Annotated in this window: 8 protein-coding genes; 3 read left to right on the top strand and 5 right to left on the bottom strand. The window is 71.6% G+C overall.

The features are described 5' to 3' along the window. Nucleotides 1-79 precede the first annotated feature (79 nt). From ACIRVF_RS29790 to ACIRVF_RS29780, 3 genes are all read right to left on the bottom strand, one after another. Entirely contained in the window at nt 80-1102 is a 1023-nt protein-coding gene (locus ACIRVF_RS29790; RefSeq protein WP_402824448.1) for an AI-2E family transporter, read from the bottom strand. Nucleotides 1103-1414: 312 nt separating this feature from the next. Then, nucleotides 1415-3142: a thiamine pyrophosphate-dependent enzyme gene (locus ACIRVF_RS29785; protein ID WP_402824446.1), complete on the bottom strand. Its 1728-nt coding sequence runs from the start codon at nt 3140-3142 to the stop codon at nt 1415-1417. A gap of 19 nt (nt 3143-3161) precedes the next feature. Continuing rightward, nucleotides 3162-4745: an FMN-binding glutamate synthase family protein gene (locus ACIRVF_RS29780; RefSeq protein ID WP_402824443.1), complete on the bottom strand. Its 1584-nt coding sequence runs from the start codon at nt 4743-4745 to the stop codon at nt 3162-3164. 379 nt (nt 4746-5124) lie between these two features. Here ACIRVF_RS29780 and ACIRVF_RS29775 point away from each other — a divergent pair, with 379 nt between their 5' ends. Then, a complete protein-coding gene (locus tag ACIRVF_RS29775; protein WP_402824440.1) occupies nt 5125-5670 on the top strand; it encodes a GNAT family N-acetyltransferase in 546 nt (181 codons plus the stop codon). Nucleotides 5671-5739: 69 nt separating this feature from the next. On the opposite strand, the gene ACIRVF_RS29770 is transcribed toward ACIRVF_RS29775, so the two are convergent. Continuing rightward, complete coding sequence (locus ACIRVF_RS29770) at nt 5740-7122, bottom strand: hypothetical protein (protein ID WP_402824437.1); 1383 nt, start codon at nt 7120-7122, stop codon at nt 5740-5742. A 407-nt stretch (nt 7123-7529) separates the two neighbouring features. Between ACIRVF_RS29770 and ACIRVF_RS29765 the strand changes: the two genes are divergently transcribed. Together ACIRVF_RS29765 and ACIRVF_RS29760 are read left to right on the top strand one after the other, a co-directional pair. Next, complete coding sequence (locus tag ACIRVF_RS29765; protein WP_402824434.1) at nt 7530-8504, top strand: tyrosine-type recombinase/integrase; 975 nt, start codon at nt 7530-7532, stop codon at nt 8502-8504. 241 nt (nt 8505-8745) lie between these two features. Next, a complete protein-coding gene (locus ACIRVF_RS29760) occupies nt 8746-9867 on the top strand; it encodes a hypothetical protein (protein ID WP_402824431.1) in 1122 nt (373 codons plus the stop codon). Between the two features lie 52 nt (nt 9868-9919). Here ACIRVF_RS29760 and ACIRVF_RS29755 read toward each other — a convergent pair whose 3' ends face one another. Then, on the bottom strand, nt 9920-12997 hold the full coding sequence (locus tag ACIRVF_RS29755; RefSeq protein WP_402824429.1) for a Tn3 family transposase: 3078 nt from the start codon (nt 12995-12997) through the stop codon (nt 9920-9922). Nucleotides 12998-13185 lie beyond the last annotated feature (188 nt).

The following is a 13185-nucleotide window of genomic DNA, read 5'->3' as shown; positions in this document are numbered from 1 at the left end:
GTGGGGGTCGCGGCCACGGCATCGACCTGCCTCCGGGTGACACGGTCCGGCAACCCGGGCACCGTCCGTGCGGAAACCCTCAGGCGCCGTCCATGCGGGGGAAGACGTACTCGTCCAGGACCAAGCCCAGCGCGACTGCCGCCGGGACCGCGACCAGGGCCCCGACGAGGCCCAGGAGGGCGCCGCCCAGCAGGACCGCGACCACCGTCACGATCGGGTGCACGTCGACCACGAACTTCATCGCCCGAGGCATGATCAGGTAGTCCTCCAGGAGCCGGAAGGCGATGTAGAAGCCGGCGGTGGCCAGGGCGATCGGCAGGGACACCGACAGGGCGACCAGGCTGACGACGACCCCTCCGATCGTCGAACCGACCATGGGGACCAGGTCCATGAGGGCGACGAAGACCCCGAGCGCCCCCGAGTAGGGAACGCCGGTGGCCGCGCACCAGGCAAAGGTCGCCAGGCCCGCGACGGCAGAGGTCAGCACGTTGCCCAGCATGTAGCGGCCGGTCCGGCTGAGGATCTCCTCGGTGATCTCCTCGACCCCCGGGCGACGGCTGCGCGGGACGAACCGGTAGCAGAACGCCTTGATGTCCGGCAGCGCCGCCATGACGTAGAGGGTGACGCTGATGACGATCACCACGCCGGTCACGGTACTCAGCAGGAGTCGGCCCGCGCCGAGCACGCCACCGAAGAGGCCGGAGGCCGAACCGCCCGACCCCAGCTGCGCCTTGGCCCGCTCGATCAGGTGGTAGTGGTCCTCGATCCGGCCGAGCGTCGACTGATGGTCGTGCAGTTGCTGGAGCCAGCCGGGAACGGCGTCGACCAGCGCGCTCACCTCCTCGCCGACCGGCTGGATGACCACCGCGAGCAGGGCCGCCAGCACCGCCGCCAGCCCGAGGACCACGACCGCCACCGACCGGCCCCGGCGCAGGCCGCGGTGCTGCAGCCACGCGACCACGGGTTCCAGGCTGACCGCGATGAACACGGCGAGGAGCAGCAGCGTGAGCAGGGAGGTGAGCTGGACGACGGCGTCCACCGCGTGCCACGCCAGCAGCGCCCCCGTGCTGAGCGCGAAACCCACCCGGAACCACGACGTCACCCGCGGTGGTCTGCGCCTGGTGGTCTGGATCCGGGCCCGTGGTCCACTCGCGCGTCTGGCCGGCGGCAGATCCCGGGGGTTGACGCCTGCGGGCGCTTCGTCCACGGCTGCTCCTCGGTCGCTGGTTCGGTCAGCAGGCGGGCTGACCGCTGTTCGCCGTCTGCCCCGCGACGCCCCCGGGAAGCGCAGCTGTCGGCTCGCGGCCCTGAGGGTGGGCCGGCCACGTCCACCCGGACGACGGGTGGACCACCGCCGCAGACGTGACGGCCGAGCCGGCGCGTCGCCGGCGTCCGCCGCCCCGGGGGCCGACCGTCAGCCGTCGTGGCTGCGCAGCGTCTCCTTGACCTTGGCGATCGCGAAGCCCCATCCCTGCTCGACGGTCGGCTTGCCCGGAACCGCGAGTTCCCGGGGGTTGGTCAGGACGTCGAGCACCACCGGTCCCGGCGTCTCGAAGGCCCGTCGCACGCCGTCGAGCAGTTCGGAGGGGCGGGTGACCCGGATGCCGGTGAGGCCGAGGGCGGTGGCGACCGCGGCGAAGTCCGGGTTGTCCAGCTCGGTGCCGAACTCCGGGAGCCCTGCCTGCTCCTGTTCCAGCTTGACCATGCCCAGGCGGCGGTTGTCGAAGACCACGAGCTTCACCGGCAGCCGGTGGGTCCTGATCGTCATCAGGTCGCCGAGGAGCATGCTCAGGCCGCCGTCGCCGCAGAACGCCACGACCTGCCGGTCGGGGGCCCAGAGCTGCGCGCCGAGGGCTTGGGGCATCGCGTTGGCCATCGAGCCGAGGTTGTACGACCCCAGGAGCCGTCGGCGGCCGTGCATGGTCACGAACCGGGACAGCCAGACGGTCGCCATGCCGGTGTCGGAGGTGAAGACGGCGTCGTCGCTCGCGCAGTCGTTCACGGCGGCTGCCAGGGCTTCCGGGCGGACGTCGTGGGCCCGGTTGTCCAGCGCGCTGCGCAGGCGGCCGAGCAGGTGGTGGTCGTGCTCGGGGTCCGCCAGGCGCCGCTGGCCGGCGGTCCACTGCTCGAAGCGTTCACGGGCTGCTTCGAGGTGGGCGCGGTCCGCGGTGGGCCTGAGGTGCGGCAGGAGCGCCCGGAGGGTGGCCGCGGTGTCGCCCGCCAGTCCCACGTCGACGGGTACCCGGCGGCCGAGGTTGCGTTCGAGGAGGTCGATCTGGACGACCTTGCGGCCGGTGGGGTACCAGTCGCGGTAGGGGAAGTCCGTGCCGAGCATGACCAGGGTGTCGCAGGCGTCCAGCGCCCCGGCGGCGGCGGGGTTGCCGATCAGGCCGGTCTGTCCGACCTGGTAGGGGTTGTCCGCTTCGAAGCCCTCCTTGGCCTTCAGGGTGAGGACCATGGGTGCGGACAGGCGCTCGGCGAGTTCCAGCACCTCCCCGCGGGCGTCCCGGGCTCCCCGGCCGACCAGGAGGGTCACCCGGTCGGCGGCGTTGACGAGGTCGGCGGCTTCCCGGATGCCGGCGTCGTCGGCGCGGGTGACCGGGCGGACACGCGGGAAGCGGGCGGGGCGGTCGTCGGTCAGCTCCCGGTCGCCGAGGTCACCGGGGACGGTCAGCACTGCCACGCCGCGCTCGCTGATCGCGCTGCGGACAGCGGTCTCCAGCATCCTCGGCAGCTGGTCCGGCGAGGTCACGGTCGCCCGGAAGACCGCGACGTCGCGGAACAGCAGGTCGTTGTCGACTTCCTGGAAGTAGTCGCTGCCCAGCTCGGCGGACGGGACCTGTCCGGCGATGGCGAGCAGCGGGGTCCGGCTCTTGGCCGCGTCGTACAGTCCGTTGAGCAGGTGGACCGATCCGGGGCCGACGGTACCCATGCACACGCCCAGGGTTCCGGACAGCTGGGACTGGGCGCCGGCCGCGAAGGCCGCGGCCTCCTCGTGGCGGCAGCCGATCCAGTCCAGGCCCTCGGTGGTGCGGATGGCCTCGGTCAGCGGGTTCAGGGCGTCGCCGACGACGCCGAACACATGGCGCACCCCCAGCTCCTGCAGGGCGTCGACGATCACGCGGGCGACGGTACGTGCCACGGGGCTTCCCTTCGAAGTGTCAGACGGTGAACCGGTCCGGGTGGGCGGCCTCCCAGTCGCGTGCCCAGGAAGCGGGAGGGTCATGGAGCAGCTGCCCCGGTTCCAGCCAGAGATGGAGGTCCGCGTAGGAGCGGATGGTCTGCGGGTCGATGCGGCGCTGGAGCATGTGCGGGCGCAGCTGCGAGGGATCGTCGACTCCCATCGAGGCCATGATCTGCAGGGCGCTCCTGACGGTGGCCTCCTGGTAGCGACGCACCCGCTGGGACTTGTCCCCCACGTGCAGGGCGCGGGCCCGGCGCGGGTCCTGGGTGGCCACGCCGACCGGGCAGGTGTTGGTGTGGCAGCGCTGGGCCTGGATGCAGCCGACGGCGAACATCATGGCCCGGGCGGCGTTGGTGTAGTCGGCTCCCTGGATCAACCGCTTCACCAGGTCGCTGCCGGTGGCCACCTTGCCACTGGCGCCGATCCGGATCCGGTCCCGGAGACCGGTGCCGACCAGCGCGTTGTGCACCGTCATCAGTCCCTCGGTGAGCGGCATTCCGACGTGGTCGGCGAACTCCAGCGGGGCGGCGCCGGTCCCGCCCTCCGCTCCGTCGACGATGACGAAGTCCGGCGTCACCCCCTCCTCCAGCATGGCCTTGCAGACCGCGAGGAACTGGCGGCGCGAGCCGACGCAGAGCTTGAACCCGGTCGGTTTGCCGCCCGCCAGCCCGCGCATCCGGCCGATGAAGCGGACCAGTTCGCGCGGCGTGGAGAACACCCGGTGGTAGGGCGGGGAGACCACGGTCCTTCCCTGCGGGACACCGCGCACCCGCGCGATCCGGGCGTCGACCTTGGAACCGGGCAGCACGCCGCCGATGCCGGGTTTCGCGCCCTGGCTGAGCTTCAGTGAGACGCACTTGACCTGCGGGTGCGCCGCCTTCTCGGCGAACTTGCCGGGGTCGAAGTCTCCTTCCTCGGTGCGGCAGCCGAAATAGCCGGTGCCGATCTCCCACACCAGGTCTCCGCCGGGCCGCAGGTGGTACTCGGACAGCCCGCCCTCACCGGTGTCATGGGCGAAACCGCCCAGCGCCGCACCGGTGTTCAGGGCCAGCACCGCGTTGGCCGACAGCGAGCCGAAGCTCATCGCGGACACGTTGAGCAGAGCCATCGCGTACGGCTGGGAGCAGTCGGGACCGCCGACCCGCACCCTGGGCGGGCGCTGCGGCACCTCGACGGGGGCCATCGACGGCACCAGGAACTCGCGCCCGCTCTCGTACAGGTCCAGCTCCGTGCCGAACGGCTCCTCCGCGTCCGTCCCCTTGGCCCGCTCGTAGACGATGCTGCGGGTGTCGCGGTCGTAGGGGCGCCCGTCCACGTTGCGTTCGACGAAGTACTGCTGCACCTCGGGTCGAATGCCCTCCAGCGCGAACCGCAGACGCCCGATGACCGGGTAGTTCCGCAGGATCGAGTGCCGGGTCTGCAGCAGGTCCTTCGACGCCAGCACCGTCACCACCAGCAAGGGGACGGCTGCACACCACCACCACGGGGACCCGAAAACGGCCGCGGCCGTGGCGGCGGCCGCACCACCGACCGGCCCGGCAACCAACAGGAATCTCAGCACAGCAGCCGTCTAACCCCGAACGGCGCAGATAATCAGGCGAGTTGCCCGGGGTGAGCAGGGTGTGGGCGTCGCAGGTGCGCACCACGCGCAGACCGGCGGTGAAGAGGGGCGGCAGGAGGTGCTCGGCGAGGACGAGCGCCCCGGCCAGGGCGACGCTCATGCCGTTTCCACCTCGCGCAGCAGGTCCGTGTCGGTCAGCGCTCGGGCCCGCGCGGCGTGAGGACCCTGTTCAGGAGGCCCAGTGGCTCGTCTCGCACCGTTGGCCAGGTAGCGGGACTCGCGCGGGCGGCAATAGCGTGGGTGGCAATGGCGTGGGTGGCAATGGCGTGGGTGGCAATAGCGTGGTGGGCCGAAGATGGGCCGGGTGCGAGAGGGCGGCATGGCAGGGATGGATCTGCGGTTCGCCGCCTACACGCCGCATCCGGTCGAGCGGCATGCCCCGGTGTCCGCGGTGGTGGCGGAGTCGACCGGGGACGATGTGCCGGCGCTGGCCTTGTTGCAGGCCCGGGCTCGCGGTGGTTCGCCGCGTGAATGGGCGGACCGCATCCATCGGGCGCGCTGTGGAGAGCGCAGCCTAGTGGTCACTGCGAAGGTATCCGGTGAGGCCGTCGGGTATGCGAACGTGGCGTTCCTTCCTGGGCATCCTGTGGACCGTGCCCCGGCCGGCTACTACCTGACCGGCGTCACGGTGGATCCTGCCTGGCGGCGTCGCGGCATAGCGACGCTGTTGACCCGGCGGCGCATGGGCTGGGTCCGGGAACGGGACTCGGCAGTCTGGTGCTTCATCTCCGCCGGGAACCGCGCCTCACTCGACCTGCACCGGGAACTCGGGTTCGATCACGTGCTGATCGGTGCCTCGTTCCAGGGCGTCGAGTTCACCGGCGGTGAGGGGTGGCTTCTACGGGCGGACCCGCCGCAATCGTGACGGTGATGACCGTCGCCCCGCGCCGGCCCGCCCCGGCCCGGCGTCGCCGTCGGGCCGGGGCGGGCCCGTTCAGCGCCGGAAGAACCCCCGCCGCTTCGTCTTCGCGGGCGGCGTCGGCGGTGGGGGCGGCGGGTCGAGGAGGGCCACGACGGCCTGGAGGAAGGGGCGCGCCTCGGCGGTCATGCCCGTCCGGTGAAGCCGGTGACGGCCCGGCTGCTCCCACTCGCCCAGCACCGCGCCGCGCTCGCCCGTGATCGGGTCCACCGCGAACTCCAGGGTGAAGGCCCGTTGCGGCGAGCCGTCGCCCGGCCAGGCCAGCACGACCGCGAAGGCTTCCGTCGCCGCCCGCGGCACCGGGAGCGCGACGAGGAGCAGCCGGTGCGGCCCGGCCTGGACGAAACCGCCCTGGAGTCCGTCCGGCGCCAGCCGCTGGTCCGCGGGCAGGGTGTCGCCGAACTCGCCCCAGAGCCGCAGCAGTTCGCCGCCGATGCGCTCCCCCGGCACCGTGTCCAGGTGGATGAGCGAGGGCAGCAGGTGGTGCGCGAAGCGGTAGTGGTGCGGGCGCGGTCCGGACGGCGCCTCCCCCGGGTCGGCCAGCCGGGTGACCGCGGCGATCACCTCGTCGGCGTTGACGAGGTCCAGCAGCCCGCCCTCCCCCACCGCGGTGAGCGGCGTCAGCTCGCCGTCCCGCCACCAGTAGGTGTGGGCGGACAGCGGCGCGCCGGAGGCCGCGTACTCGTGGGCCGCCGTTTCGATCAGCGTCTGCAGCACCTCGGGTACCCGGACGTCGAACGGCGCGAACAGCAGGCGGAACGGCGTGGGGAAGGCCACCACGGCGCCGTCCGGCGGCAGTTCCCGCCCCGCCACCTCGCGGTAGAGGGTGTCCAGGGCGAGCACCCGGCTCCCGGTCAGCGCCGACTCTCCGGTCACGACGTGCAGGCCGCCGCCCCCGCCGGTCGGTCGGAGCTCGTGCTCCTCGACGGGCAGCCGCGCCAGCCGTGCCCGAGCGGCCCGGCGCAGCCAGGCCGCGTCCGCGAGCTCGGCGACGGCCTCGGAGGTCAGCACCTGCCAGCCGACCGGTGACTCCAGTGCGAGGAACTCCAGTATCCCGGGGGCGACTTCGAGCGCGTGCGGGTACTGCGAGGAGTCGGCCAGGCTCGCGGCGTCCAGGAGTAACGGGTAGAGCCGAGCGGCCGTCTCCTCCGGCGTACCGGCCCGGCCCGCGCCCGGTCTCTGGACGGCGGCGACCAGGTCGAGGACGTGGGAGCGGACCAGGTCCCCCAGCGGCACCTCCGGCCGGGCCGCCATCAGTTCGGGCAGCCCGCCGAGGCCGTAGTCGCGCCCTTGGTCGTCCCGCGCGACATCCCCGTGAAGGGTGACCTGCGTCCCCGCCTGCGCGAACGCCGTCCGTACCAACGCTGCCAGCTCCGGTTCCAGCTCGTGGCGTCCCATCGTCCCCTCCTGACTGAACAGTTCGCCCCCGTCCGTGCGGGGACGCCACCGACCCCTGCCCGGTTGCGCTGCCTGGGACACTCCTCGTACGGAACACCAGCGCGGGGACCTGGTCGTCCGCGTGGACCGCCGGCCACGCCTTGTGGAGGAAGCGCTGGACGAACTGGAAGACCTGTGTGGCGACCTGCTTCTCAGGTGTTAGGGCCCTGAGGAACATCGGAACGAAAAGCGGCGCTAAGGCCGGATCGCGGCTGGTGGGCGGCTGACGGTCCGTCGGCGCCGGGCCGGTCGTGAAACTGTTCCGCAGATAATGCCCTGTTATCTGCGGTAGCGTGATCTCCCACCTGCGATGACATTCTCCGGCCGGCACATGAAGCGGCCCTGTTATCTGTGGCAAGGGAGAAGCGGTGCCCACGGTCGTGCATCTGCCTGCCGGCAAGTCGTTGACCGTCCGCACGGCGGCCGACGCCTTCCTCGACTCGCTCGGCAATCCGAACACGGTCCGGAGCTACGGGATCGGTGTGGGCAAGACCGCCGAGCGACTGGGCGAGGCACGACCGCTGGGGGCGGTGGCGGACGAGGAGATTGGCGAGGCACTGGAACTGCTGTGGGGCAGTTCCGCCGTGAACACCTGGAACGCCCGCAGGGCAGCGGTGCTCTCGTGGCTCGCCTGGTGCCGCGAGCGCGGCCACGACGCACCCGCAGTGCCCGTCTGGACGAAGCGGCTGCCCGCGCCGGACTCGGAGACCCCCGCCCGTTCGAAGATGGCCATCGACCGGCTGATCGCCCGCCGCGAGGTCCACCTGCGGGAGAAGACCCTCTACCGGATGCTCTACGAGACCGCGGCCCGCTCCGAGGAGATCCTGGGTCTGAACGTCGAAGACCTCGACCTGGCGGGACGTCGCGCCCTGGTGAAGGCGAAGGGAGCCCAGGCCAAGAGCCGCCGCCGTGGCCAGACCCGGGGCGACTTCGTGCTGGAGACCGTCTACTGGGACGCCGGCACCGCGCGCCTGCTGCCCCGCCTGCTCAAGGGCCGCACGCACGGGCCGGTGTTCGTCGCGCATCGCCGGCCGGGCCCCGGCAAGGTCGTCGGCGTACGCGACGTCTGCCCGGACACCGGGCTGGCGCGTCTCTCGTACGGCCAAGCACGAGCCCTGCTGGACGAGCACACCGCGTTGCGCGGGCCGGGGACAGGCTGGGACCTGCACGAGTACCGCCATTCCTCCCTCACCCACCTCGGTGAGCAGGGAGCGTCGCTGTTGATGCTGATGGCGAAGTCCCGGCACAGGAAGCCGGAGAACGTCCGCCGCTACTTCAAGCCGTCCCCGGAAGCGATCGCCGAGATCACCAGCCTGCTGGCACCAGGCGACGCTCGCCGGTGACCTGTTGCCAGCAGGCTGGTGAAAACAGTTGAGGTCCGGTCTCAGGAGCCAGCTATAGTCCTGGTGTGGCCGTCGTAGCGATCTCTCGCCGATTTACCGGCCCCCTGGCCCCCGAAGGGTGCCGCAGGGGTCGGACTTCGCCACGTCTCCAGAGCTGAGCAGGCTGACCCCACCGTGCGGCCAAGCCCAGGGGCTGGGGGGTTTCCGAAACCCCGTCACAGCTCTTGGCCAGGAGGCCGACATGCCCACTCACCTTTCCGCTGAACAGCTCGCCCGTGACCTGTCCATCCGGGACCTCACCGACCCCGCCGCTGGACCGCACGCTCTCCAGCTCGTCCTGGGCCGCGCCGTCGAGGCCCTGGCGGAACGATGGGGCTGCGAGGTCCGCTGGTGCCGCGGCGAGCGCGCCGTCACCGTCGAGGACAACTACGACAACCTCGGCTACCGCACCGACGACATCACTCGCGACGCCCGCTACACCCGCTACGTCGACGACCAGAGCATGCTGCGCAGCCACTCCAGCGCGCTGGTCCCGGCGGCGCTGCGAGCGTTGGCCGCGGACCCGGCCGACGACGTGCTCTTGGTCTGCCCTGGACTGGTCTACCGCCGCGACAGCATCGACCGCCTGCACACCGGCACGCCGCACCAGCTCGACCTGTGGCGCGTCACCCGCCGCCCGGTCCCCATGACCACCGCCGACCTGGACGACATGGTCACCACTCTCGTGGCGGGGATCCTCCCCGGGGCGAAGCACCGCCACGAGGACCGTGTCCACCCCTACACCCTCTCCGGCCGCCAGGTGGACGTGGACCGCGACGGCGAATGGATCGAGGTGGCCGAGTGCGGCCTGGCCCATCCGAAGGTGCTGGAGCGGGCCGGCCTCGACAACTCGTGGAGCGGCCTCGCGCTCGGCATGGGACTCGACCGCATGCTGATGCTGCTCAAGGGCATTCCGGACATCCGCATCCTGCGCTCGGCCGAGCCCTCCGTAGCCACCCAGATGGCCGACCTGGCCCCCTACCGGGCCGTGTCCGCGATGCCCGGCATCCGCCGTGATCTGTCCGTCGCCGTTGACCGCGACGACCTGGCCGAAGACCTCGGCGACCGGGTCCGCGACGCCCTCGGCCCCGACGCCGACTGCGTGGAAACCGTCGAGATCCTCAGCCAGACGCCCTGCGCGGAGTTGCCGCCGCGGGCCCTGGAGCGGCTCGGAGCCCGCCCGGACCAGAAGAACGTCCTCCTCAAGGTGGTCCTGCGACACCTGGACCGCACCCTCACCGACCACGACGCCAACCTGCTGCGCGACCGCATCTACGCCGCCGTCCACCAGGGCAGCGTCCACCAGTGGGCAACAGTCAGCTGATGTGAGCTCAAGGCCGGCGCCTTCCCCGCGGGGGCGCCGGCCCGCTGGCGGGTCACTCCTCCTCGGACGTCCCAGGGTCGCGAAGCGGCCTCATCCCGCCGGGCATCTCGGGCAGATGGAAGGAGTAACGGCCCAGCAGGTTGACGTGGTGTCGGGTGAACGGGGAGAGGCGGGCGACGTCTTCGTCGCGGACGTCGAAGCCGTCGGCGCTCAGCTGCGTGAGGGCGGCGTCCATGTAGCGGGTGTTGAACAGGACCAGGGCGTTGAGGACCAGGCCGAGCGCGCCGATCTGGTCCTCCATGCCGTCGTGGTAGTTCTGGTAGAGCTGGCCGGCGCGGCCGTGGAAGATCTTCCGGGCCAGCGCGTGTCGCCCCTCCTGCAGGTTGGCCTGGGTCTTGATCTGGCGTCGGTAGCCGGGTTCGTCGGCCAGCCGCAGGATGTGCAGGGTCTTGGCGATGCGCCCGTAGTGGGCGGTGGCGTCGCCCAGCGGGGTGGGCCGGCCGTCGCGGGACAGCATCCGGATCACGTCGTAGGCCCGTACCGCTCCGGTGTGGATGGAGCCGATGATCCGCAGGATGTCTTCCCAGTGGCGTTCAATCCGGTCCAGGTCAATCCGGCCGCGCGCGGCGTCCTGGAAGGGGCCGTAGTCGGCGGCGCGGTCGATGCGCCACATCTTCTGGTCGGGCAGGTCGGCCAGTTGCGGGGCGTAGGTGAACCCGGCCAGGGTGAGCAGCCCGAACACGATGTCGCTGTAAGAGGCGGTGTCGGTCACGATCATCTCGGGACGCCTGCCGCCGTCGCGGTCGTACAGGACGTCCAGCACGTACAGGGAGTCGCGCGGGGTACCGGCCACCACCTTCCCGCCGAGCCCCGCGGCCTGATCGTTGATCATGTTGAGCCACGTGGCGCCCGCCCGCCGTCCGCTGCCGCCGGTGGAGGCGCCGAAGTATTTCGGGTTCGGCCGCGCGTACACCGAGGGCACCGGCACGACGAACCGCATTCCGTCGACCGACGCGACCAGGCCGCCGCCCCAGGCCTGGGCGAGCGGGATCGAGGACGGCGCCGCGATGAGCGCGGCGTTGGCCTGCCGGTAGGTTCCAAGCCGCAGGTAGGTCTGGTCGACGTGGGAGAGCCGGCCGTACTTCAGCGCGTCTGCGCCGCCAATCACCGGGGTGTAGCCGACGTTGCAGCCGTGCGCGACCAGCAGCGCCGCGATGCTCACGTGCAGGTCCTTCAACCTGGCCTCATCACCGGTGACCGACGTGAACGCCTGGTCCGCGCCGGTCCAGGAGAACACCTCCAGCAGGACCTCGGGCAGGTCCACCCGCGGCAGCATCGCGCCCAACGCCGCGCGCAGCGCCAGCAGCGAGGCCGGCTCGGGCTGCGGCTCCAGCGCCGAGAAGTGCAGGCGGCCGTCGTCGTCGAAGACGATCTGCGTGTTCGCCGGCAGCCGGGAGGCGACCTCGCGGTAGGTGCCGTCCAGCAGCGCGGCCCGCGCCGCCAGGTGCTCACGCGCCCCCGCAGGCAGCCCGAGGGAGGCCAGCACCGTCGGCTTGGCCTGCTCCCACGACCCGCCGGCCAGCAGCTTGGCCCGCGGGTCACCCCACTTGGAGGAGTTCTTCGCGAACACCTCCTTGCGCCGCAGCATCCGGTGGGCCTGCTCCAGCACGCAGAAGGTGTACGCCTTCCAGTCCACCTCGCCCGGCTCCAGGTGCGGCGCGGACAGCACCAGCCGCTTCCACGAGCCGGTCAGCAGCTCGGTGTCGATCTCCGTCGCGCCCACCTTCTTGCGGCCCATCAGGTCCGGCAACGCCTTCAGCGCCTTCAACACCGGCAGACCCTCAGGGGTGGCACCGAAGTCCACCACCGTGACCAGCAGCTTCAGGAACGGCCGCACCGTGCCGAACCGGGTGACCAGCATCGCCCGCCACGCCTCGTCCGCGTCCGAGTCCAGCGGCGGCGTCAGCTCGAACAGCGCGGCGATCGCAGCGGCCAGCTCCTCGCGGGGGATCACCGCCTCGATCTGCTCCCACATCGCCTCCAGAGTGTCCACCTTCGGCGGGGTGATCTCCCCGGTGTCGGTGTCGACCTGCTCCGCGGTCGTGTCGAACACGACCTGGAACGCGGTGGCCAGCTTCGCGCCGGCCCGCTCGACCTTCGGCAGCGTCCTCAGCTTCTCCTTCGCCGTGTCCCGCTCCGCCCGCGCCAGCAGCCTGGTGGCGATCAGCACCTCCAGCAGGTCCAGCGCGTCATCCACCGCCCGCGTCGACAGGTAGACCGCTGTGGCCAGCAGCGTGGCCAGGCGACGGGAATCCCCGTGCCGCCGCAGCAGCGATGCCTTTCCGTCCACGCCGTACCGGGACAGCTCCGCCAGGCGGCGCGGCGGAATCCCGGACACGTCCAGCTCCCCTATGCCCAGCGCGATGATCTCCTCCGCCCGGTCCAGCGCGGCCCTCATCTGCGGCCCCGACACCCGCACCGGACCACGGCGCAGCCGGTCCAGCTCCGACACCCGCGCGCCGGGCGGCACTGCCAGCAGCGAATCCAGCACGCCCCGCTGGCCAACGCTCAGCAACCCGTACAACGTGTCCCACAGCCGCTGGTTCGCCGCTTCCCGCACCGACGCCACCAACCGGGCAAGCGTCGTCACCCCCGGCAGCAGCACCCGCCGCTCCCGCAGCCACCCCACTGCCGCGTCAAACAGCGCCTTCGGCCCCTCACCCGTCGTCCAGGCCCGCGCGTCCACCCACGCCCGCAGTTCCGGCTCCGCCTCGGCGAACTCCCGGTACTCCAGCAGCCGCCGCAGCTCGCGCACGTGGTCCAGCCGGGTGTTCTCCCGCTCGCCGTACTCCGCCAGCACCGAGGAGTCTCCGATACCCAACTGCTCGGCCAGGTAGTCCGCGACGTCCACCGGGATGTCGGTGGGGTCGTCCAGGAACACCCCGAGGAAACGCACCGTCGTCAGCTGGGCGGCGAAACCCAATCGGTTGTGCGAGCGCCGCTTTGACTCCACCAGCTCCCGGTCCGCATCGTCCAGGAAGAAGAACCGCTCCAGCTCCGCGCGGGCCGGGGCCCCTCGGAACGCCGCGTACCCTGCGGCTTGCTCATCCGTCAGAAATTCGACCGGCACCCCGGACCTCCAGGCAGTTGATCAACACGACTGCCGAAGGTTCAACCACCACGGAATCGCAGGTCAACGGGCTCCGGAGAGCAGGCAGGGCTTAGTGCTCCGTTCCGGAAGTCCTTCGGGGGTTGACACCGGAGAGCACAGGCACCGCCCTCCAACGTCCCGCCTGGGAGAAGTGTCGGAGCGCTGTG

It is taken from the genome of Kitasatospora sp. NPDC101157 (assembly GCF_044768255.1).
In the GTDB taxonomy this organism is placed as follows: Bacteria; Actinomycetota; Actinomycetes; order Streptomycetales; family Streptomycetaceae; genus Kitasatospora.
This window is presented reverse-complemented; position numbering and strand designations above follow the sequence as displayed.